The sequence below is a fragment of the Clostridium isatidis genome (assembly GCF_002285495.1).
Classification (GTDB): Bacteria; Bacillota; Clostridia; order Clostridiales; family Clostridiaceae; genus Clostridium; species Clostridium isatidis.
Map to the genome: position 1 here is coordinate 238,453 of NZ_CP016786.1, position 21,587 is coordinate 260,039.

The window sequence follows — 21,587 nt, forward strand, 5'->3', positions numbered from 1 at the left end:
AGGTATCTTTTTGATTAAGGCTGTTTATATAAATATATTGACATAGCTTTAATTGTATGATACTATCATTAAATGTACTAATTCAATGTGGGATATTATAATCATATTGAGAAATTGCATAACCAGTATAAAAATGGTTATACTAATAAGTGTTGCTATCCGAAAGCAAGTTTCCTTAGGGAAGCTATGCTTTGGGTTATTTTAGTTTAATGCAAGGGGTGAAAATTCATGGTACATCCTGTCCAAAATGGAAAAAGAACTAGAATGAGTTTTGGTAAGGTTAAAGATGCGACCGAAATGCCAAATCTTATTGAAGTACAATTAGATTCGTATCAGTGGTTTTTAGATGAGGGGCTTTATGAAGTTTTTGATGACATAAATCCGATTTCAAATTTCACTGGGAATCTTGTACTAGAATTTGTTGATTACAAACTTGATATGGATAGTATTAAGTATTCAGTGGAGGAGTGTAAGGAAAGAGATGCTACTTATGCTGCGCCACTAAAAGTTTCTGTAAGACTACAAAATAAAGAAACTGGTGAAATTAAAGAACAAGAAGTATTTATGGGAGATTTCCCTCTAATGACTGAACAAGGAACTTTCATCATTAATGGTGCTGAAAGAGTAATAGTAAGTCAGTTAGTAAGATCTCCTGGAGTTTATTACAATTATAATGTTGATAAAAGTGGTGAAAAGCTATTTTCATCAACAGTAATACCAAATAGAGGTGCTTGGTTAGAATATGAAACAGATTCTAACGGTGTTATCTATGTAAGAATAGATAAGACAAGAAAGCTTCCTATTACTATATTAGCTAGAGCTATGGGATATGGAAGTGACCAAGAATTATTAGGATTCTTTGGGGAAGAAGAAAGATTAAAGGCTACAATAGAAAAGGATAATACAAAGACTAGAGAAGAAGCCTTATTAGAAATATATAAGAGATTAAGACCGGGCGAACCACCAACAGTGGATAGTGCTGTTTCTCTTATAGATTCCATATTTTTTGATCCAAAAAGATATGATTTATCAAGGGTTGGTAGATATAAGTTCAACAAAAAACTAGCTTTAAATATTAGACTAGTTAATCAAATTGCAGCAACTGATATTGTTAACCCAGAAACAGGAGAAATCATAGTAGAAAAAGGTCAAAAAATTAATAGAGTAAAAGCAGAAGAAATACAAAATGTAGGTATTAATTCTGTTGATGTATTAGTTGAAGACAAGGTGGTAAGAGTAATTGGTAACCACTTTGTGGATATTAATAAGGTTGTACCATTTGATATAAGTGATTTAAACATAAAGGAAATGGTTCATTACCCAACTTTAAAAGAAATACTAGAAAATTATGACGATGAATCTACTATAAAGGAAGAGATTAAAAAGAATATAATTAATCTTATTCCAAAACATATTATAAAAGATGATATATATGCAACTATAAGCTATGAATTAGGCTTACGTTATGGTATTGGATATGTTGATGATATCGATCATCTAGGAAATAGAAGAATTAGATCTGTTGGAGAATTATTACAAAATCAATTCAGAATTGGTCTTTCAAGAATGGAAAGAGTAGTTAAGGAAAGAATGACAATTCAAGATCAAGAAGCAATAACTCCTCAGATGTTAATAAATATAAGACCTGTATCAGCTGCTATCAAAGAATTCTTCGGTAGTTCCCAATTATCACAATTCATGGATCAAATCAATCCATTATCAGAATTAACACATAAAAGAAGATTATCAGCTTTAGGACCTGGTGGGCTTTCAAGAGAAAGAGCAGGTTTTGAAGTTAGAGACGTTCACTATTCACACTATGGTAGAATGTGTCCTATAGAAACTCCAGAAGGACCAAATATAGGGCTTATAAACTCATTATCTACCTTTGCAAGAGTAAATGAGTATGGATTTATAGAAACACCATATAGAATTGTTGATAAAGAAACAGGTGTTGTTACTGATGAAATTAGATACTTTACAGCTGACGAAGAGGACTTATATTATGTAGCACAAGCTCAAGAACCTCTTGACGAAAATGGAAGATTTATAGATAAGAGAGTAACTGTTAGATACTTAGATGAAGTATTAGTAGTAAATTCTGAAGAAGTAGATTTAGTAGACGTATCTCCAAGACAAATTGTTTCTGTAGCAACTGCAATGATTCCTTTCCTTGAAAATGATGATGCTTCCAGAGCACTTATGGGATCAAACATGCAACGTCAAGCAGTTCCATTATTGAAGCCTGAAGCACCAATAGTAGGAACAGGAATAGAGTACAAGGCGGCTTACGATTCAGGAGTACTTCGTAAGGCTAAAAATGCTGGTAAGGTTGTATATGTAAGTGCTAATGAAATTAGAATAAGAAGAGATTCAGATGGCGGAATAGATACTTATAAATTGTTAAAATTTAAGAGAAGTAACCAAGGAACATGTATAAATCAAAGACCTATCGTTGAAAAAGGTGATATAGTATTCAAAAATCAAGTGATTGCAGATGGTCCTTCTACAGATTTAGGAGAAATATCACTAGGTAAAAATATCAGAATGGGCTTTATAACATGGGAAGGTTATAACTACGAAGATGCTATGCTGATATCTGAAGAATTAGTAAGAGATGACGTATTTACTTCAATTCACATAGAAGAATATGAATGTGAAGCAAGAGATACAAAATTAGGACCTGAAGAAATTACAAGGGATATTCCAAATGTAAGTGAAGATGCATTAAAAGATATAGATGATAGAGGAATAATAAGAATTGGTGCTGAAGTTAGATCAGGTGACATTCTTGTAGGTAAAGTAACTCCTAAGGGAGAAACTGAATTAACTGCAGAAGAAAGACTACTAAGAGCTATATTTGGAGAAAAAGCAAGAGAAGTAAGAGATACATCTTTAAGAGTTCCGCATGGAGAAGCAGGTATAATAGTAGATGTTAAGATATTTACTAGAGAAAATGGTGATGAATTAAACCCGGGAGTAAATGAATTAGTTAGATGCTATATTGCTCAAAAGAGAAAGATTTCCGTTGGTGATAAGATGGCGGGACGTCACGGAAACAAAGGGGTTATTTCAAGAATATTACCAGAAGAAGATATGCCTTTCTTACCAGATGGAAGACCGCTGCAAATATGCTTAAACCCATTAGGGGTTCCATCTCGTATGAATATAGGTCAAGTACTTGAAGTTCATTTAGGATGGGCTGCTAGTAAATTAGGCTGGCATGTTGCTACTCCTGTATTTGATGGAGCAACTTATGAAGATATACAAGAATGTTTAGAAAAAGCTGGATATCAAGCAAATGGTAAAACTATTCTATATGATGGTAGAACAGGAGAGCCATTTGATAATGAAGTAACTGTTGGTATAATGTATATCTTAAAGCTAGCTCACTTAGTTGATGATAAGATTCACGCAAGATCAACAGGACCATATTCATTAGTTACTCAACAACCACTAGGTGGTAAGGCACAATTTGGTGGTCAAAGATTCGGGGAAATGGAAGTTTGGGCTCTAGAAGCATATGGTGCAGCACACACACTACAAGAAATTTTAACTGTTAAGTCAGATGATATTGTAGGTAGAGTGAAGACCTATGAAGCTATTGTTAAGGGAGAAAATATCCCAGAACCAGGAGTTCCAGAATCCTTTAAGGTATTAATAAAAGAACTTCAAGCTTTATGCTTAGATGTTAAAGTTCTAAATGAAGAAAATGAAGAAGTAAAACTTAAAGAGTTTATTGATACAGATGTAGAAGATTTAGATGTTAACATAGAAGGTACAGAAGATGTTACTACAGATAATGTAGAGATTGATGATAGTTATAAATTATCAGAAGATGAAACATTAGAGGACGACAGCGATTTTGATGATTCCTTATTAGAGGGATTTCATGCGGAAGGTCTAGGATTTGATGATTTTGTAAATGATGAAGACTAAATTTGAAGGGAGGATATACCCTTGTTTGAATTAAATAATTTTGATGCATTACAAATAGGTTTAGCTTCACCTGACCAAATAAGAGAATGGTCTAGAGGAGAAGTAAAAAAACCTGAAACTATAAACTATAGAACTTTAAAACCAGAAAGAGATGGTCTATTCTGTGAAAGAATATTTGGACCTACAAAAGATTGGGAATGTCATTGTGGTAAATATAAAAGAGTTAGATATAAGGGAATTGTATGCGACAGATGTGGAGTTGAAGTTACAAAGTCTAAAGTAAGAAGAGAAAGAATGGGGCATATAGAACTTGCTGCCCCAGTTTCTCACATCTGGTACTTCAAGGGAATTCCATCAAGAATGGGATTATTACTTGATATGTCACCAAGAGCATTAGAAAAAGTACTATATTTTGCTTCATATATCGTAATAAATCCTAAAGAAACTCCGCTTTTAAAGAAACAACTTCTTACTGAAAAAGAATATAGAGAAGCTGTTGATAAATATGGCGAAGATAGCTTTGTAGCAGGAATGGGTGCTGAATCAATTCAACAATTACTTGCAGAAATTGATTTAGAAGCTCAAGCAAAGGAATTAAAAGAAGAACTAAAAAGCAGTACAGGTCAAAAGAAAGTAAGAATAATTAGAAGATTAGAAGTTGTAGAATCCTTTAGAAAATCTGGCAATGAACCAAAGTGGATGATTATTAATGTTATACCAGTAATTCCACCAGAATTAAGACCAATGGTTCAACTAGATGGAGGAAGATTTGCTACTTCAGATTTAAATGATCTATATAGAAGAGTTATAAACAGAAATAATAGATTAAAGAAACTTTTAGATTTAGGAGCACCAGAAATAATCGTTAGAAACGAAAAGAGAATGCTTCAAGAAGCAGTTGATGCTCTTATAGATAACGGTAGAAGAGGAAGACCAGTTACAGGTCCAGGAAATAGACCTCTTAAGTCTTTATCAGATATGTTAAAAGGAAAGCAAGGTAGATTTAGACAAAACCTACTAGGAAAAAGAGTTGACTATTCTGGTAGATCAGTTATCGTTGTAGGACCAGAGCTTAAGATGTATCAATGTGGACTTCCAAAAGAAATGGCATTAGAATTATTTAAGCCTTTCGTAATGAAGAAGTTAGTTGAAGAAGGAATAGCTCATAACATAAAAAGTGCAAAAAGAATGGTTGAAAGAGTAAATAATCAAGTATGGGATGTACTTGAAGAAGTAATTACAGATCATCCAGTTCTATTAAACCGTGCACCTACTCTTCACAGATTAGGAATTCAAGCTTTCCAACCTGTATTAGTAGAAGGTAGAGCAATAAAATTACATCCATTAGTTTGTACAGCTTACAATGCTGACTTCGATGGTGACCAAATGGCTGTTCACTTACCTTTATCAGTTGAAGCTCAAGCAGAAGCAAGATTCTTAATGCTAGCTGCAACAAATATTATGAAGCCTTCAGATGGTAAGCCAGTTTGTGTTCCTACACAAGATATGGTTTTAGGTTCATATTACCTAACAATGACAAAAGAAGGATGTAAAGGTGAAGGAAAAGTATTTGCATCTAAAGAAGAAGCTATAATGGCATATAGACTTAATGAAATAGATATTCATGCTGCTATTAAAGTAAGAATGTTTAGAGAAATAAATGGTGAAGTTAGACACGGAATAATTAATACAACAGTTGGAAAAATAATCTTTAATGAATCTATACCTCAAGATTTAGGTCTTGTTGATAGATCAAATCCAGAGAATGAATTTGCTCTAGAAGTTGATTTCTTAGTAAGTAAGAAAACTCTAGGAAAAATTATAGATAAGTGCTACGAAGTTCATGGCCCAACTGAAACTGCAATAATGCTAGATAAAATTAAGGCGGTAGGATATCATTATTCAACAATTGGAGCAGTAACAGTAGCAGTATCAGATATGAGCGTTCCAAAGCAAAAATATGATTTATTAAAAGATGCAGATGAAACTGTTAGCAAAATAGAAAAGATGTATAAGAGAGGTTTCATATCTGAAGATGAAAGATATGAAAGAGTAATAGAAAAATGGACTAAAACAACAGAAGATATCGCTGATGCCTTAATGGAAAGTATGGATAAGTTTAATCCAATATTCATGATGGCAGACTCAGGAGCCAGAGGTTCTAAGTCTCAAATTAAGCAATTAGCAGGTATGAGAGGACTTATGGCGAGTCCTACTGGTAAGATTATTGAATTACCAATCAGGGCATCTTTCAGAGAAGGTCTAGGAGTTTTAGAATACTTTATATCAACTCACGGGGCAAGAAAAGGTAATGCTGATACAGCTTTAAAAACTGCTGACTCTGGTTACTTAACAAGAAGACTTGTTGACGTATCTCAAGAAGTTATAGTAAGAGAAGAAGACTGTGGAAGTGCTGAAGGATTATATGTATCTGAAATAAAAGAAGGTAACGAAGCAGTTGAAGGATTAGCAGAAAGACTATATGGAAGATATACAGCTGAACCAGTTATTCATCCAGAAACTGGGGAAGTGCTATTAGAAGCTGATCAATATATTGAAAAGAGCATGTCAGAGAAAATTTCAGCTCTTGGAATAAAGAAAGTGAAAATTAGATCAGTATTTACATGTAAATCTAAAGTTGGTGTTTGTGCTAAGTGCTATGGTATGAATATGGCAACAGCACAAAAAATCAATATTGGTGAAGCAGTTGGTATTATAGCTGCACAATCAATAGGGGAACCAGGAACCCAACTTACAATGAGAACATTCCATACAGGTGGAGTTGTTGGAGCAGATATTACACAAGGTCTTCCAAGAGTTGAGGAATTATTTGAAGCTAGAAAACCAAAGGGATTAGCAATCGTAAGTGAAATATCAGGTACAGTAAGAATAGAAGAAACAAAGAAAAAGAGAACAGTTTACGTTATTGGTGATGATGGAGAAGAACGCAGCTATGAAATACCATTTGGTTCAAGACTTAAAGTTTCAAATGGTGATGTAATTGAAGCTGGAGATGGAATTACAGAAGGTTCTATAAATCCACATGATATAGCTGCTATCAAAGGAATTTCTGGAGCAAGAGATTACTTATTATCAGAAGTTCAAAAAGTATATAGACTACAAGGTGTTGATATTAACGATAAGCATCTAGAAGTAGTTATTAGACAAATGACAAGAAAAGTAAAAGTTCTTGATTCAGGAGACACAGATCTATTACCAGGTACAATGATAGATATGTTTGATTTCGAAGCAGAAAATGAAAGAATTAGAGCCTTTGGTGGAGAAGAAGCTAAAGGAGAACAAACTCTATTAGGTATAACAAAGGCAGCTTTAGCTACAGACAGCTTCTTATCAGCAGCATCATTCCAAGAAACAACAAGAGTTCTAACAGATGCAGCTATTAAAGGTAAGAAAGATCCATTGGTAGGATTGAAAGAAAATGTTATTATTGGTAAGTTAATTCCAGCAGGAACTGGATTAATGAGATATAGAAATATAAAACTAGATGTTCCAGCGGATTTAGTAGAAAATGAAGCTTTAGAAACAATAGAATAATAGGGTTTATTGTTATTGACATGCATATTCATAAATGATAAAATACGAGTTGTGTGATTTTGCAAAATAAATAATTTGGCATTTATTATTTTCATGAAGACAGAGAAAATCTCTTGTCTTCATGAAATTTGAATGTTATAAACAAAATAAATATTTTATTAACTTTTACCAAAGTTAATATAGATATAATTACAAATTAAAGAATAAATTAATGAATTTATATTTGATAGTTTGTAAGGGATTTAAATAAGCTTTTATCTTAATTTTATTATAGATAAAAAATTTTTCAGGAGGTGAAAAGATGCCAACTATTAGTCAATTAGTAAGAAAAGGTAGAAAGTCTGCTGTTTACACTTCTGCAGCACCAGCACTTAATAATTGTCCACAAAAAAGAGGGGTTTGTACTGTTGTTAAAACAACTACTCCTAAGAAGCCTAACTCAGCGTTAAGAAAAATTGCCAGAGTAAGACTTACACATGGATATGAAGTAACTGCTTACATCGGTGGTGTAGGACACAACTTACAAGAACACAGCGTTGTTCTAATAAGAGGTGGTAGAGTTAAGGACCTTCCTGGGGTTAGATACCATATCATAAGAGGAGCACTTGACTGTGCTGGAGTAGCTAACAGAATGCAAGGAAGATCAAAGTATGGTGCTAAAAAGCCTAAGGCTAAGAAGTAATTATTGATTAAATTGCAATAGTGTTGGTTTCAACATTTACATAGATTTATAAAATAAGTTTATATAGATGAAGAGCGACACTTTACGGCAATGAAATTATTGCAGAGTACCAATGAACTTAAATTTATTATGTTAAGGAGGGAAGAAAAGTGCCAAGAAAAGGACATATCGCTAAGAGAGATGTATTACCAGATCCAATGTACAATTCAAAAGTTGTTACAAAGTTAATCAACAACATAATGGAAGATGGTAAAAAAGGAGTAGCACAAAAAATATGCTACAAAGCCTTTGATATAGTTGCACAAAAAACTGGTAAAGATGCTTTAGAAGTGTTTGAAGAAGCTTTAAACAACATAATGCCTTTACTAGAAGTTAAAGCTAGAAGAATAGGTGGAGCTAACTATCAAGTTCCAATCGAAGTTAGACCTGAAAGAAGACAGACTTTAGGAATAAGATGGCTTTTAACTGCTGCAAGAAATAGAGGCGAAAAAGTAATGGCTGAAAGATTAGCTGGAGAATTAATGGATGCAGCTAACAATACTGGAGCAGCTGTTAAGAAAAGAGAAGATACACATAAGATGGCTGAAGCAAATAAAGCATTTGCTCATTATAGATACTAATATTTTCAAGAGACTGTTTTGGCTAAGTCCAAAACAGTCTTGTCGAATTTAAATTACTCACTGAGAGGAGGAAATACACATGGCAAGAGAATATCCATTAGAAAAATTCCGTAACTTTGGTATAATGGCTCACATAGATGCTGGTAAGACAACAACTACTGAGCGTATACTATTCTATACAGGTAAAACTCACAAAATAGGTGAAACACATGAAGGTGCTTCACAAATGGACTGGATGGTTCAAGAACAAGAAAGAGGTATAACAATTACTTCTGCTGCAACAACTTGTTACTGGAAAGGTCATGAATTAAATATAATTGATACTCCAGGACACGTAGACTTTACAGTTGAAGTTGAAAGATCTTTAAGAGTTCTTGACGGAGCTGTTACAGTTCTAGATGCAAAGAGCGGTGTTGAACCACAAACTGAAACTGTTTGGAGACAGGCAGACAAATATAAGGTTCCAAGAATGATATATGTTAATAAAATGGATGCTACAGGAGCAGACTTCTTTAGATGTATAAAGACAGTTAGAGATAGATTAAATGCTAATGCAGTTCCAATACAAATTCCAATTGGTTCTGAAGAGAACTTCAAAGGAATGGTAGACTTATTAACAATGAAAGCTATTGTTTTCTATAATGACTTAGGAACTGATGTAAGAGAAGAAGAAATTCCAGCTGATTTAGCAGATCAAGCTGAAGAATACAGAAGCTTAATGGTAGAAGCAATTGCTGAAACAGATGATGAATTAATGGAAAAATATTTAGAAGGTGAAGAACCAACATATGATGAATTAGTAGCAGCTTTAAGAAAAGCTACTATATCAAATGAAATAGTTCCATGTATCTGTGGATCATCTTACAAGAACAAAGGTGTTCAACAAATGATAGATGGTGTTGTTAGTTTCTTACCTTCACCACTAGATATTCCTGCTGTTAAAGGAACAACTTTAGATGGAGAAGAAGCTGTAAGAGAAGCTTCAGATGATACTCCACTAGCAGCTTTAGCATTCAAGATTGCTACTGACCCATTCGTTGGTAAATTAGCATTCACAAGAATTTATTCAGGAATTATGCAAAGCGGTACTTACGTTCTTAACTCAACTAAGGGTAAGAAAGAAAGAGTTGGAAGACTTGTTAAGATGCACGCTAACTCAAGATCAGAAGTTGAAACATTAGAAGCAGGTGAATTAGGAGCTATAATTGGATTAAAGAATACTACAACAGGAGATACTCTTTGTGTAGAAAGTGATCCAATAATCCTTGAATCTATGGAATTCCCAGAACCAGTTATTTCTGTAGCTATAGAGCCAAAGACAAAAGCAGGTCAAGAAAAGATGGGCTTATCATTAGCTAAACTTGCGGAAGAAGATCCAACTTTCAAGACTTATACAGATCAAGAAACAGGTCAAACTATTATATCAGGTATGGGAGAACTTCACCTAGAAATTATAGTTGATAGATTACAAAGAGAATTTAAGGTTGAGTGTAACGTTGGTGCTCCACAAGTTGCATACAAAGAAACTATTAGAAAAGCTGTTAAAGCTGAAGCTAAGTATGCGAAACAATCAGGTGGTAAAGGACAATATGGTCACTGCGTTATCGAAATGGAACCATCAGAAAATGGATATTCATTTGAAAATGCTATCGTTGGGGGAGTTATTCCAAAGGAATACATTCCAGCTATAGACAATGGTATTCAAGAAGCTGCTCAAAGCGGTATAATAGCAGGATATGAAACTATTAACTTCAAAGTTAAGTTAGTTCATGGATCATACCATGAAGTTGACTCATCTGAAATGGCCTTCAAGATAGCAGGATCTATGGCATTTAAGGAAGCTATGGCTAAAGCTGATCCAGTACTTCTTGAACCAATAGCAAAGGTTGAAGTTACAGTTCCAGAAGAATACATGGGAGATGTAATTGGAGATCTTAACTCAAGAAGAGGTAGAATTGAAGGAATGGAAGCAGTAAATGGTGCTCAAGTAATTAGATCATTCGTTCCAATTTCAGAAATGTTTGGATACGCAACTACTTTAAGATCAAGAACTCAAGGTAGAGGTGTTTATTCAATGACATTTGACCACTATGAAGAAGTTCCAAAGAACATTCAAGAAAAAATAAAGGGTGAAAAAAAGTAATTCTTTATTAAATAAATTATAATGTTCATAAATTATTTATGAACATTATAATGATTTATATAATAATATAATAAATTTTATGTTAAATGTAGAAAATTCAAGGATAATTAGATATAATAACCAAGAAGGTTAATATAAATATATTTCCATAAAGGAGGATTTTACAATGGCAAAGTCAAAATTCGAAAGAAGTAAACCACACGTAAATATTGGTACAATTGGTCACGTAGACCACGGTAAGACAACATTAACAGCTGCAATAACAACTGTTTTATCAAAAAAAGGATATGCAGAAGCATTTGATTATGCATCAATCGATAAAGCACCAGAAGAAAAAGAAAGAGGAATCACAATAAATACAGCTCACGTAGAATATCAAACAGACAACAGACACTATGCACACGTTGACTGTCCAGGACACGCTGACTACGTTAAGAACATGATTACTGGAGCTGCACAAATGGACGGAGCAATTCTAGTTGTATCAGCAGCAGACGGTCCAATGCCACAAACAAGAGAACACATACTACTAGCATCAAGAGTTGGTGTTGATTACATAGTAGTATTCTTAAATAAGGCAGATATGGTAGACGACGAAGAATTATTAGAATTAGTTGAAATGGAAGTTAGAGAATTATTAAGCGAATACAACTTCCCAGGAGACGATATTCCAATAATTAAGGGATCAGCTTTAAGAGCATTAGAAAACCCAACTGATCCAGAAGCAACAGCTTGTATTCTAGAACTTATGGATGCAGTAGATAGCTACATCCCAACTCCAGAAAGAGCAACAGATAAGCCATTCTTAATGCCAGTAGAAGACGTATTTACAATCACTGGTAGAGGAACAGTTGCAACAGGAAGAGTTGAAAGCGGAATTCTTAAGCTAAGCGACGAAGTTGAAATAGTAGGATTAAAAGAAGAAAGCAGAAAGACAGTAGTAACAGGAATAGAAATGTTCAGAAAGTTACTAGATGAAGCTCAAGCAGGAGATAACGTAGGGGTTCTATTAAGAGGTATCCAAAGAACTGATATCGAAAGAGGTCAAGTATTAGCAAAACCAGGTTCAGTAAAACCTCATCAAAAATTCATAGGTCAAGTATACGTACTTAAGAAAGAAGAAGGTGGAAGACATACTCCATTCTTTGACGGATACAGACCACAATTCTACTTCAGAACAACAGACGTTACTGGAACAATCAAATTACCAGATGGAATGGAAATGGTTATGCCAGGAGACCACATTGATATGAACGTTGAATTAATCACTCCAGTTGCAATGGATGAAGGATTAAGATTCGCTATCAGAGAAGGTGGAAGAACTGTAGGTTCAGGAGTTGTTACTAAGATAGTTGAGTAATTATTTTAGAAGTAACTTAAAATAATATATATTATAAAATTAATAAAAATGTGATCACATTTAGAGGGTAGAGGGACGCTTCTGCCCTCTTATTTTTTTCTACGCAGTAGCTGCTTAAAAAATTAATTCTGAGGATCGATTACAATAAAAAAGGCTATTGAAAAAAGTATAAAATAAAGATAGAATATAAACGTTGAATTAATGAAGTGAATAACTATAAAATTATAAAAAAGTGTTGAAAAAAATAAATAAAAATAGTATAATGTAATAGTTGTATAGCAAACAGCGATGAATCAAGAGGTTGCCGGACTTCCGGGTAAATTCTTGATGAGCATGTTAGGATCTAGAATCCAACGACAGGGATTGTATAAACATGGTGTTATTTATGAAACACCAGGAACAGTTTATAGAACATCCGCTGTTGTGCGTTAGAAGTAAAGCGTACATGAAAAGGAGGGAAACCAAGATGTCAAAACAAAAAATAAGAATCAGATTAAAGGCTTTTGATCACACAATATTAGATCAATCAGCTGAAAAAATCGTTGAAACAGCAAAATCAACAGGAGCAAGGGTTTCAGGACCAGTTCCACTACCAACAGAAAAAGATGTTGTAACAATATTAAGAGCTGTTCATAAGTACAAAGATTCTAGAGAACAATTCGAAATCAGAACTCACAAGAGATTAATCGACATAGTTAATCCATCACCAAAAACTGTTGATGCGTTAATGAGATTAAACTTACCAGCTGGTGTTGATATCGAAATCAAACTATAATAACAAAGAATAAATAACATTTGAACTGTTAAGACTGCAAAGCAGTCCGCTGATATGTTTAGGAGGTGTAATACATGAAAAAAGCTATATTAGGAAAGAAGATAGGAATGACTCAAATCTTCGATGCGAATGGAAAAGTAGTTCCAGTAACAGTAGTAGAAGCTGGCCCATGTGTTGTTGTTCAAAAGAAAACTGTTGAAAAAGATGGTTATGATGCAATACAAGTAGGCTTTGGAGACGTAAGAGAAAAATTAGTTAATAAGCCTAAGAAGGGTCACTATGCAAAAGCTGGTGTTTCTTTAAAGAGAAAGCTTAAGGAATTTAGATTAGAAGATTGCTCTGCTTATGAAGTAGGTCAAGAAATCAAAGTTGACATATTTGAAGTTGGAGAAAAAGTTGACGTATCAGGAGTTTCTAAAGGTAAGGGATTCCAAGGCGTTATTAAGAGATGGAATGCAAATAGAGGACCAATGTCTCACGGTTCTAAGTTCCACAGAGCAGTAGGTTCTATGGGAGCTTCATCAGATCCATCAAGAACTTTCAAAAACAAACAAATGCCAGGACATATGGGAGCTGTTAATACAACAGTACAAAACCTAGAAGTAGTTAAGGTTATTGCTGATAAGAACTTAATACTAATCAAGGGTGGTATCCCAGGACCAAATAAAGGCACAGTAGTAATAAGAAACGCAGTTAAAGCTTAATTGTGTAGAAAGGAGGAAACAGGATGCCTACAGTAGGATTATTTAATCAAGAAGGAAAACAAATTGGAGATATCCAATTAAATGACAAAGTGTTCGGAGTTGAAGTTAACGCTGATGCAATACATCAAGTTGTAGTAGCTTTATTAGCTAACAGAAGACAAGGAACTCAATCAGCTAAAACTAGAGCTGAAGTAAGAGGAGGCGGAATTAAGCCTTGGAGACAAAAAGGAACTGGTAGAGCAAGACAAGGTTCTATAAGAGCTCCACAATGGGTAAAAGGTGGTATAGTATTTGCACCAAAGCCAAGAGATTACAGAATGTCTGTACCAAAGAGCATGAGAAGAGTAGCTATGAAGTCTGCTTTAACTAGCAAGGTTCAAGACGGACAAATGATAGTACTTGACTCATTAACTCTAGAAGCTCCAAAAACTAAAGATATGGTTCAAGTATTAAAGGCTTTTGATGCTAAGAAGACTTTAATAGTAACAGCTGAAGCTAATGAAGTACTATATAAATCAGCTAGAAATATTGCTGGAGTTAATATAATGCCAGCTAACAACATCAATGTTTATGATTTATTAAAAGCTGATAAATTAATCATAACTAAGGATGCTGTATCAAAAATTGAGGAGGTGTACGCATAATGACAAGCTATGATATTATAAGAAAGCCTGTTATCACTGAAAAGAGTATGAATGCTATGGCAGACAAAAAGTACACTTTCATAGTTCAAATTAACGCTAACAAAGTTCAAATAAAAAGAGCTGTAGAAGAAATTTTCGGTGTTAAGGTTAAAGATGTTCAAACCATGAGAACTATGGGAAAAACTAAGAGAATGGGCGTACATGTAGGAAAGAGAGCAGACTTCAAGAAGGCTATTGTTACTTTAACTGAAGATAGTAAGAATATTGAATTCTTTGAAGGAATGTAATAAGCATAGAAAAGCGTATTATTGGCACTAGAGTGCCAGAGAAGCTAAAGTTAGGAGGGAATTTACATGGCAGTTAAAAAGTTTAAGCCAACTACTGCATCAAGAAGAAATATGACTATGGCTACTTTTGAAGAAATCACTACAGATCAACCAGAAAAGTCACTTCTTGTTTCATTAAAGAAAAATGCAGGTAGAAATGCACAAGGTAAAATAACTGTTAGACACCACGGTGGTGGCGCTAAGAGAAAATATAGAATTATTGATTTCAAAAGGAATAAGGATGGTATTCCAGCAAAAGTTGCTACAATAGAATACGATCCAAACAGAACAGCATACATTGCTTTAGTAGTATATGCTGATGGTGAAAAGAGATATATAATAGCACCAGTTGGATTAAAAGTTGGTGATGTTATAGTATCAGGACCAGATGCTGATATTAAGGAAGGAAATGCTCTTCCATTAAAGAACATACCAGTTGGTACTTTTATTCACAATATAGAATTACAAGCTGGAAAAGGTGCTCAATTAGTAAGATCAGCAGGAGCATCTGCTCAATTAATGGCTAAAGAAGGTAACTATGCAACATTAAGATTACCTTCAGGTGAAATGAGATATGTAAGACTTGAATGTAGAGCAACTATAGGTCAAGTTTCAAACACTACTAATGCTATTATCAATATAGGTAAAGCAGGTAGAAAGAGACATATGGGATGGAGACCTACAGTAAGAGGTTCTGTAATGAACCCTAACGATCACCCTCACGGTGGTGGAGAAGGTAAGTCACCAGTAGGTAGACCAAGTCCAGTTACTCCATGGGGTAAACCAGCACTTGGATACAAGACTAGAAAGACTAAGAAGTATTCTGATAGATTCATAATAAAGAGAAGAAACGATAAGTAGCAGAAGAGAATGTAATTCTCTTCATGGCTTGTCATCCTAAAGATTATGAAGGGAGGCAAATTATAGTGAGTAGATCAACAAAAAAAGGACCATTTGTACATGAAGGACTTTTAAAGAAAATCGAAGAAATGAATGCTAGTGGAGATAAAAAGGTTATTAAAACTTGGTCAAGAAGTTCAACAATATTTCCACAAATGATAGGTCACACAATCGCTGTTCATGACGGTAGAAAGCATGTTCCAGTATATATTACAGAAGATATGGTTGGACATAAGCTTGGTGAGTTCGTTTTAACAAGAACTTACAGAGGACACGATTACGATGAAAAAGCAGCTAAAAAAAGAAAGTAATCCGAGAAAGGAGGAACATAAATGGAAGCTAGAGCTATAGCTAAATATGTTAGAATGTCTCCAACTAAAGTAGGAGTAGTTCTTGATTTAATAAGAGGAAAGAATATTCAAGAGGCTTTCGCTATCTTACAATACACTCCAAAGGAAGCAGCCGTTGCTATAAATAAAGTATTAAAATCAGCTGTTGCTAATGCTGAAAACAACCATGATATGGATGTTGAAAAATTATATGTAGCAGAAGCATACGTTGGAGCTGGTCCAATATTAAAGAGATATAGACCAATGGATCATGGAAAAGCATTTAGAATTAACAAAAGAACAAGTAATATAACACTTGTTGTTAAAGAAAGAGCTTAAAAGAAGGAGGGAAATAAATGGGTCAAAAAGTACATCCTCATGGACTTAGAGTAGGAGTTATCAAAGATTGGGATGCAAAATGGTATGCTGATAAGAAAAACTTTGCAGATAACCTAATCGAAGATAACAAAATAAGAGAATTCATTAAGAAGGAACTTTACTCAGCTGGTATTTCAAAAGTAGAAATAGAAAGAGCAGCTAAGAGAGTTAAGATAAATATATATACTGCTAAACCAGGAGTTATCATTGGAAAAGGTGGAGCAGGAATAGAAACATTAAAAGCTAAATTAGCTAAAATAGTTTCTGATAATAAAAACATACTAATCAACATAGTAGAAGTTAAAAATGTAGAAACAAATGCTCAATTAGTAGCAGAAAATATAGCTGCACAACTTGAAAAGAGAATATCATTCAGAAGAGCTATGAAGCAAAGCATTCAAAGAGCTATGAAACTTGGAGCTCAAGGTATTAAAACATCTTGTTCAGGTAGATTAGGTGGAGCTGAAATGGCAAGAACTGAATCATATCATGAAGGAACAATTCCACTACAAACTTTAAGAGCAGATATAGATTATGGATTTGCTGAAGCTGATACAACTTATGGAAAAATCGGTGTTAAAGTTTGGATATATAATGGAGAAGTTCTTCCAACTAAAAAAGTTGAAGAAAAGGAAGAAATTAACGCATAAGAAAGGAGGACTTAGTCATGTTAATGCCTAAAAGAGTTAAGCGTCGTAAGGTTCAACGTGGTAGAATGAAAGGAAAAGCTACTAGAGGTAACTTCCTAGCATACGGAGATTTTGGTATTCAAGCAATGGAATGTGGTTGGATAAGAAGTAATCAAATAGAATCTGCCAGAATTGCTATAAATAGATATATTAGAAGAGGAGGAAAACTTTGGATAAAGATTTTCCCAGATAAGCCAGTAACTCAAAAAGCTGCTGGAACAAGAATGGGTTCTGGTAAAGGTAATCCAGAATACTGGGTAGCAGTAGTTAAACCTGGTAGAGTTTTGTTTGAGTTATCAGGGGTTAATGAAGAAGTTGCAAGAGAAGCAATGAGACTTGCATCACATAAGCTTCCTGTTAAGACTAAATTCGTAACAAGAAGAGATTTTGAGGAAATGGGTGGTGAAGAATAATGAAGGCTAGAGAATTAAAAGAGTTAAGAGCAAGTAATCCTCAAGATTTAAAGGTTAAATTAAATGACCTTAAAGCTGAATTATTCAACTTAAGATTCCAATTAGCTACAGGTCAATTAGAAAATCCTATGAGAATTAAAGAAGTAAAGAAATCTATAGCCCAAATCAAAACCATCATAAGAGAAGAAGAGATCAGGGCTTTCGAACAGTAGAAGCTGAAAGGAGGTAACCCTTAATATGGAAAGAGGATTAAGGAAAAAGAGAATAGGTAAAGTTGTTTCAGATAAAATGGATAAAACAATAGTTGTTGCCGTTGAAACAAAGGTTAAACATCCACTATATGGAAAGATTGTTAACAGAACAACTAAGTTTAAGGCTCATGATGAAAACAATGAAGCTAAAATAAACGATAAAGTATTAATTATGGAAACTAGACCATTATCTAAAGATAAGAGATGGAGACTTGTTGAAATAGTTGAAAGAGCTAAATAAGCTTTAAAACTGAAAGGAGGGTAATTCAATGATACAACAACAATCCTTATTAAAGGTAGCTGATAACTCAGGTGCTAAAGAAATTATGTGCATAAGAGTTTTAGGTGGATCAAATAGAAAGTTCGGTAACATTGGAGATGTAATAGTTGCTAGCGTTAAAAGTGCAACACCAGGCGGAGTTGTTAAAAAAGGTGACGTTGTAAAAGCTGTTATAGTTAGATCAGTTAGAGGATTAAGAAGAGCTGATGGTTCATACATAAAGTTTGATGAAAATGCAGCTGTTATTATAAAAGAAGATAAGCAACCAAGAGGAACTCGTATTTTCGGACCAGTTGCTAGGGAGCTAAGAGATAATGAATTTTACAAAATTTTATCATTAGCGCCAGAAGTTCTATAAGAGGAGGTGTCTTACTTGAAGGTACATGTTAGAAAGAACGATACGGTAGTGGTGATTTCTGGAAAAGATAAAGGAAAAACTGGAGAAGTTTTAAAGGTATATCCTAAAACAGGCAAAGTTATTGTTCAAGGAGTTAATATAATAAAGAAACATCAAAAGCCAAATAGAGCTAATGTTGAAGGCGGAATAATAGAAAGAGAAGGAGCTATATTCAGCTCAAAAGTAATGTTATACTGCACAAAATGTAAAAATGCTACAAGAATTAGCAATAAAATTTTAGATGACGGTACAAAAGTTAGAGTTTGTAAAAAGTGTGGAGAAACATTCTAAAATCTGAAAGGAGGTACTAAATAATGACAACAAGACTTCAAGAAAAGTATGAAAAAGAAGTAGTTCCAGCTATGATTGAAAAGTTCGGATATAAAAATATAATGGAAGTTCCAAAGCTTGAAAAAATAGTTATCAACATGGGAGTTGGTGAAGCTAAGGACAATCAAAAATTCCTAGAAGCTGCAGTTAATGATTTAACTATAATTGCAGGACAAAAGCCAATCTTAACAAGAGCAAAGAAATCAGTTGCAAACTTTAAGTTAAGAGAAAATATGGCAATAGGATGTAAAGTTACATTAAGAAAGACAAAAATGTATGAATTTGCAGATAAATTTATGACAATAGCTCTACCAAGAGTAAGAGACTTTAGAGGAGTTTCAAGTAAATCTTTCGATGGAAGAGGAAACTATTCAATAGGAGTTAAAGAACAATTAATATTCCCAGAAATTGAATACGATAAAATCGATAAGGTTAGAGGAATGGATATTATCTTCGTTACAAGTGCAAACACTGACGAAGAAGCAAGAGAATTATTAAGATTCCTTGGAATGCCATTCGCTCAATAAAAGGAGGGAAAACTGTGGCACGTAAGGCTATTATTGAAAAATGGAAAAAGGAACCAAAATATAAAACAAGAGCTTATACAAGATGCAGAATATGTGGAAGACCACATGCAGTATTAAGAAAATATGGTGTATGCCGTATTTGTTTTAGAGAACTTGCTTATAAGGGTGAAATTCCTGGTTGCAAGAAAGCAAGTTGGTAAAACTAATGTAGTGAAAGGAGGCACATTAAATGGTTATGACAGATCCTATCGCAGATTTGCTAACACGTGTTAGAAACGCAAATGCTGCTAGACATGAAGTAGTAGAAGTTCCTTCATCAAATATTAAGAAAGCAATAGCTGAAATATTATTACAAGAAGGATATATTAAAGAATTAGAGGAATATAGCGACGGAGTAGTTCCAATGCTAAGAATAACTCTTAAATATGGAGCAGATAAAGAAAGAGTAATTACTGGAATTAAGAGAATATCTAAGCCAGGTCTTAGAATTTACTGCAAGAAAGACGAAATTCCAAAGGTGCTAAACGGATTAGGAATTGCAATTATATCAACATCAAAAGGATTATTAGTTGATAGAGAAGCAAGAAAAGTTGGCTTAGGCGGAGAAGTTATCTGCTACGTTTGGTAATTTTAAATAAGAAAATTGACTTTATTAACATATAACAGAACAAGTAAAACAGGAGGTGCGATTATGTCAAGAATAGGTAGATTACCTATAGCTATACCTGCAGGAGTAACAGTAGAAGTTTCAGCAGATAATGTTGTTACAGCTAAAGGACCTAAAGGTCAACTTGTTAAAGCTATGCACAAAGATATGAATATAGCAGTTGAAGACAATCAAGTTGTTGTAACTAGACCTAGTGATAACAAAGAACACAAGGCTCTTCACGGTTTAACTAGAACATTAATCAATAACATGATAATCGGCGTTGAAAAAGGATTTGAAAAAACACTAGAATTAGTTGGTGTTGGTTATAGAGCTCAATTACAAGGAAAGAAGCTTGTAATGAACTTAGGATTTTCACATCCAGTAGAAATTGAACCAGTTGATGGAGTAACATTTGAAACTCCTTCAGCAACAAAAGTTGTTGTTAAAGGTATAGACAAAGAACTTGTTGGAGATGTTGTGGCTGATATAAGATCATGGAGAAAACCTGAACCATATAAGGGCAAGGGAATTAAGTTCGAAAATGAAGTTATCAGACGTAAAGAAGGAAAAACTGGTAAGAAATAATAGAAAGGAGTGAAACCTCTATGTTCAAGAAGGTAGACAAGAACACTAAAAGAGCAAAACGTCACCTAAGAGTACGTAAAAAAGTATTTGGTACTGCTGAAAGACCAAGACTTTCAGTATATAGAAGTGAAAAGAATATATATGCTCAAATTATAGATGATGTTAAAGCAGTAACTTTAGTTGCAGCTTCATCTTTAGATAAGTCATTAAACTTAAAAGTTGGTGGAAATAAAGAAGCTGCTAAATTAGTTGGAGAATTAATAGCTAAGAAAGCATTAGAAAATGGAATTACAGAAGTGGTATTCGATAGAGGCGGTTATGTATATCACGGAAGAATTCAAGCTTTAGCAGAAGCTGCAAGAGAAGCAGGCTTAAAATTCTAATAAACAAGGAGGGAAATAAATGAGAATCGATCCTAGCACACTAGACCTTAAGGAAAAGGTTGTAAGTATAAACAGAGTAACTAAGGTTGTTAAGGGTGGTAGAAACTTCAGATTCAGCGTACTAGTTGTTGTAGGTGACGAAAACGGACACGTAGGCGTTGGAAGCGGAAAGTCAATAGAAATCCCAGAAGCAATTAGAAAAGGAATAGAAGACGCTAAAAAACATTTAGTAAGTGTTGCAATAGTTGATGGTACTGTTCCTCATTCAATATATGGAAAATTTGGAACTGGTAAAGTTCTTATAATGCCAGCTAAAGAAGGTACAGGAGTTATCGCTGGAGGTCCAGCTAGAACTGTATTAGAATTAGCAGGATTAAAGGATGTTAGAGCTAAGTCTTTAGGTTCAAACAATCCTAAAAATATGGTAAATGCTACTATTAACGGTTTAGCAAACTTAAGAACAGCTGAAGATATAGCTAGATTAAGAGGCAAAACTGTAGAAGAAATATTAGGTTAGGAGGGGAAAGCAATGGCAAAAATTAAAGTTACTCTAGTAAAGAGCTTAATCGGAAGAAAAAAAGACCAAATTGCTACTGCACAAGCCCTTGGACTAAATAAAATTGGTAAGACAGTAGAACATGAAGATACTCCTCAAATCAGAGGAATGATAAATAAAGTTAGCTATTTATTGAAAGTAGAAGAAGTTTAATAAGAGGAGGTGCTTGAGT

26 protein-coding genes are annotated in these 21,587 nt (G+C 33.9%); all 26 read left to right on the forward strand.

What is annotated here, in order from left to right:
* Window positions 1–228 precede the first annotated feature (228 nt).
* The 26 genes from rpoB (at window position 229) to rpmD (ending at window position 21,568) form a co-directional block, all read left to right on the forward strand.
* Window positions 229–3,939 (forward strand): DNA-directed RNA polymerase subunit beta, encoded by a 3,711-nt coding sequence (rpoB, locus tag BEN51_RS01170; RefSeq protein WP_119864279.1) that lies wholly within the window; start codon window positions 229–231, stop codon window positions 3,937–3,939.
* 21 nt (window positions 3,940–3,960) lie between these two features.
* Window positions 3,961–7,494, forward strand: coding sequence for a DNA-directed RNA polymerase subunit beta' (gene rpoC / locus BEN51_RS01175; protein WP_119864280.1), 3,534 nt, complete (start codon window positions 3,961–3,963; stop codon window positions 7,492–7,494).
* A 301-nt stretch (window positions 7,495–7,795) separates the two neighbouring features.
* Window positions 7,796–8,176, forward strand: coding sequence for a 30S ribosomal protein S12 (gene rpsL / locus BEN51_RS01180; RefSeq protein WP_119864281.1), 381 nt, complete (start codon window positions 7,796–7,798; stop codon window positions 8,174–8,176).
* Window positions 8,177–8,325: 149 nt separating this feature from the next.
* Window positions 8,326–8,796 carry a 30S ribosomal protein S7 gene (gene rpsG, locus BEN51_RS01185; protein ID WP_119864282.1) on the forward strand — a complete coding sequence of 157 codons (471 nt, stop codon included), beginning with the start codon at window positions 8,326–8,328 and terminating at the stop codon, window positions 8,794–8,796.
* Between the two features lie 79 nt (window positions 8,797–8,875).
* Window positions 8,876–10,939 carry an elongation factor G gene (fusA, locus tag BEN51_RS01190; RefSeq protein WP_119864283.1) on the forward strand — a complete coding sequence of 688 codons (2,064 nt, stop codon included), beginning with the start codon at window positions 8,876–8,878 and terminating at the stop codon, window positions 10,937–10,939.
* Between the two features lie 166 nt (window positions 10,940–11,105).
* Window positions 11,106–12,299 carry an elongation factor Tu gene (tuf, locus tag BEN51_RS01195; RefSeq protein WP_119864272.1) on the forward strand — a complete coding sequence of 398 codons (1,194 nt, stop codon included), beginning with the start codon at window positions 11,106–11,108 and terminating at the stop codon, window positions 12,297–12,299.
* Window positions 12,300–12,765: 466 nt separating this feature from the next.
* On the forward strand, window positions 12,766–13,074 hold the full coding sequence (gene rpsJ, locus BEN51_RS01200) for a 30S ribosomal protein S10 (protein WP_119864284.1): 309 nt from the start codon (window positions 12,766–12,768) through the stop codon (window positions 13,072–13,074).
* A 74-nt stretch (window positions 13,075–13,148) separates the two neighbouring features.
* The gene (rplC, locus tag BEN51_RS01205; RefSeq protein ID WP_119864285.1) at window positions 13,149–13,778 is read left to right on the forward strand and encodes a 50S ribosomal protein L3; all 630 of its coding nucleotides are present in this window, start codon (window positions 13,149–13,151) and stop codon (window positions 13,776–13,778) included.
* 23 nt (window positions 13,779–13,801) lie between these two features.
* Window positions 13,802–14,422: a 50S ribosomal protein L4 gene (rplD, locus tag BEN51_RS01210; RefSeq protein ID WP_119864286.1), complete on the forward strand. Its 621-nt coding sequence runs from the start codon at window positions 13,802–13,804 to the stop codon at window positions 14,420–14,422.
* Window positions 14,422–14,709 carry a 50S ribosomal protein L23 gene (rplW, locus tag BEN51_RS01215; RefSeq protein WP_119864287.1) on the forward strand — a complete coding sequence of 96 codons (288 nt, stop codon included), beginning with the start codon at window positions 14,422–14,424 and terminating at the stop codon, window positions 14,707–14,709. Before rplD ends, rplW begins: the two co-directional genes overlap by 1 nt.
* 66 nt (window positions 14,710–14,775) lie before the next feature.
* The gene (rplB, locus tag BEN51_RS01220; protein WP_119864288.1) at window positions 14,776–15,609 is read left to right on the forward strand and encodes a 50S ribosomal protein L2; all 834 of its coding nucleotides are present in this window, start codon (window positions 14,776–14,778) and stop codon (window positions 15,607–15,609) included.
* Window positions 15,610–15,674: 65 nt separating this feature from the next.
* Window positions 15,675–15,959 (forward strand): 30S ribosomal protein S19, encoded by a 285-nt coding sequence (gene rpsS, locus BEN51_RS01225; protein WP_119864289.1) that lies wholly within the window; start codon window positions 15,675–15,677, stop codon window positions 15,957–15,959.
* 21 nt (window positions 15,960–15,980) lie between these two features.
* Entirely contained in the window at window positions 15,981–16,316 is a 336-nt protein-coding gene (gene rplV / locus BEN51_RS01230; protein WP_119864290.1) for a 50S ribosomal protein L22, read from the forward strand.
* 17 nt (window positions 16,317–16,333) lie between these two features.
* Complete coding sequence (rpsC, locus tag BEN51_RS01235) at window positions 16,334–17,005, forward strand: 30S ribosomal protein S3 (protein ID WP_119864291.1); 672 nt, start codon at window positions 16,334–16,336, stop codon at window positions 17,003–17,005.
* Window positions 17,006–17,022: 17 nt separating this feature from the next.
* The gene (rplP, locus tag BEN51_RS01240) at window positions 17,023–17,457 is read left to right on the forward strand and encodes a 50S ribosomal protein L16 (protein WP_119864292.1); all 435 of its coding nucleotides are present in this window, start codon (window positions 17,023–17,025) and stop codon (window positions 17,455–17,457) included.
* Complete coding sequence (rpmC, locus tag BEN51_RS01245; protein WP_119864293.1) at window positions 17,457–17,669, forward strand: 50S ribosomal protein L29; 213 nt, start codon at window positions 17,457–17,459, stop codon at window positions 17,667–17,669. Before rplP ends, rpmC begins: the two co-directional genes overlap by 1 nt.
* A 25-nt stretch (window positions 17,670–17,694) precedes the next feature.
* Entirely contained in the window at window positions 17,695–17,949 is a 255-nt protein-coding gene (gene rpsQ / locus BEN51_RS01250) for a 30S ribosomal protein S17 (RefSeq protein WP_119864294.1), read from the forward strand.
* A gap of 28 nt (window positions 17,950–17,977) precedes the next feature.
* Complete coding sequence (gene rplN, locus BEN51_RS01255) at window positions 17,978–18,346, forward strand: 50S ribosomal protein L14 (RefSeq protein ID WP_119864295.1); 369 nt, start codon at window positions 17,978–17,980, stop codon at window positions 18,344–18,346.
* A gap of 15 nt (window positions 18,347–18,361) precedes the next feature.
* Window positions 18,362–18,676, forward strand: a complete 315-nt coding sequence (rplX, locus tag BEN51_RS01260) for a 50S ribosomal protein L24 (protein ID WP_119864296.1) — start codon at window positions 18,362–18,364, stop codon at window positions 18,674–18,676.
* Window positions 18,677–18,699: 23 nt separating this feature from the next.
* A complete protein-coding gene (gene rplE, locus BEN51_RS01265; RefSeq protein ID WP_119864297.1) occupies window positions 18,700–19,242 on the forward strand; it encodes a 50S ribosomal protein L5 in 543 nt (180 codons plus the stop codon).
* A gap of 14 nt (window positions 19,243–19,256) precedes the next feature.
* The gene (locus tag BEN51_RS01270; protein ID WP_119864298.1) at window positions 19,257–19,442 is read left to right on the forward strand and encodes a type Z 30S ribosomal protein S14; all 186 of its coding nucleotides are present in this window, start codon (window positions 19,257–19,259) and stop codon (window positions 19,440–19,442) included.
* A 29-nt stretch (window positions 19,443–19,471) separates the two neighbouring features.
* Entirely contained in the window at window positions 19,472–19,870 is a 399-nt protein-coding gene (gene rpsH, locus BEN51_RS01275; protein ID WP_119864299.1) for a 30S ribosomal protein S8, read from the forward strand.
* Between the two features lie 63 nt (window positions 19,871–19,933).
* A complete protein-coding gene (gene rplF / locus BEN51_RS01280; protein ID WP_119864300.1) occupies window positions 19,934–20,476 on the forward strand; it encodes a 50S ribosomal protein L6 in 543 nt (180 codons plus the stop codon).
* A gap of 20 nt (window positions 20,477–20,496) precedes the next feature.
* Window positions 20,497–20,859 carry a 50S ribosomal protein L18 gene (gene rplR / locus BEN51_RS01285; RefSeq protein ID WP_119864301.1) on the forward strand — a complete coding sequence of 121 codons (363 nt, stop codon included), beginning with the start codon at window positions 20,497–20,499 and terminating at the stop codon, window positions 20,857–20,859.
* Window positions 20,860–20,878: 19 nt separating this feature from the next.
* On the forward strand, window positions 20,879–21,376 hold the full coding sequence (gene rpsE / locus BEN51_RS01290) for a 30S ribosomal protein S5 (protein WP_119864302.1): 498 nt from the start codon (window positions 20,879–20,881) through the stop codon (window positions 21,374–21,376).
* 12 nt (window positions 21,377–21,388) lie between these two features.
* Complete coding sequence (gene rpmD, locus BEN51_RS01295; RefSeq protein ID WP_119864303.1) at window positions 21,389–21,568, forward strand: 50S ribosomal protein L30; 180 nt, start codon at window positions 21,389–21,391, stop codon at window positions 21,566–21,568.
* Window positions 21,569–21,587: the final 19 nt, after the last annotated feature.

Bases quoted from the DNA above. Each gene is read 5' to 3' on its own strand.
- rpoB (WP_119864279.1), top strand. From the start codon at position 229: ATGGTACATCCTGTCCAAAATGGAAAAAGAACTAGAATGAGTTTTGGT.
- rpsL (WP_119864281.1), top strand. From the start codon at position 7,796: ATGCCAACTATTAGTCAATTAGTAAGAAAAGGTAGAAAGTCTGCTGTT.
- fusA (WP_119864283.1), top strand. From the start codon at position 8,876: ATGGCAAGAGAATATCCATTAGAAAAATTCCGTAACTTTGGTATAATG.
- tuf (WP_119864272.1), top strand. From the start codon at position 11,106: ATGGCAAAGTCAAAATTCGAAAGAAGTAAACCACACGTAAATATTGGT.
- rpsJ (WP_119864284.1), top strand. From the start codon at position 12,766: ATGTCAAAACAAAAAATAAGAATCAGATTAAAGGCTTTTGATCACACA.
- rplC (WP_119864285.1), top strand. From the start codon at position 13,149: ATGAAAAAAGCTATATTAGGAAAGAAGATAGGAATGACTCAAATCTTC.
- rplD (WP_119864286.1), top strand. From the start codon at position 13,802: ATGCCTACAGTAGGATTATTTAATCAAGAAGGAAAACAAATTGGAGAT.
- rplW (WP_119864287.1), top strand. From the start codon at position 14,422: ATGACAAGCTATGATATTATAAGAAAGCCTGTTATCACTGAAAAGAGT.
- rplB (WP_119864288.1), top strand. From the start codon at position 14,776: ATGGCAGTTAAAAAGTTTAAGCCAACTACTGCATCAAGAAGAAATATG.
- rplV (WP_119864290.1), top strand. From the start codon at position 15,981: ATGGAAGCTAGAGCTATAGCTAAATATGTTAGAATGTCTCCAACTAAA.
- rpsC (WP_119864291.1), top strand. From the start codon at position 16,334: ATGGGTCAAAAAGTACATCCTCATGGACTTAGAGTAGGAGTTATCAAA.
- rplP (WP_119864292.1), top strand. From the start codon at position 17,023: ATGTTAATGCCTAAAAGAGTTAAGCGTCGTAAGGTTCAACGTGGTAGA.
- rpmC (WP_119864293.1), top strand. From the start codon at position 17,457: ATGAAGGCTAGAGAATTAAAAGAGTTAAGAGCAAGTAATCCTCAAGAT.
- rpsQ (WP_119864294.1), top strand. From the start codon at position 17,695: ATGGAAAGAGGATTAAGGAAAAAGAGAATAGGTAAAGTTGTTTCAGAT.
- rplN (WP_119864295.1), top strand. From the start codon at position 17,978: ATGATACAACAACAATCCTTATTAAAGGTAGCTGATAACTCAGGTGCT.
- rplE (WP_119864297.1), top strand. From the start codon at position 18,700: ATGACAACAAGACTTCAAGAAAAGTATGAAAAAGAAGTAGTTCCAGCT.
- rpsH (WP_119864299.1), top strand. From the start codon at position 19,472: ATGGTTATGACAGATCCTATCGCAGATTTGCTAACACGTGTTAGAAAC.
- rplF (WP_119864300.1), top strand. From the start codon at position 19,934: ATGTCAAGAATAGGTAGATTACCTATAGCTATACCTGCAGGAGTAACA.
- rplR (WP_119864301.1), top strand. From the start codon at position 20,497: ATGTTCAAGAAGGTAGACAAGAACACTAAAAGAGCAAAACGTCACCTA.
- rpsE (WP_119864302.1), top strand. From the start codon at position 20,879: ATGAGAATCGATCCTAGCACACTAGACCTTAAGGAAAAGGTTGTAAGT.
- rpmD (WP_119864303.1), top strand. From the start codon at position 21,389: ATGGCAAAAATTAAAGTTACTCTAGTAAAGAGCTTAATCGGAAGAAAA.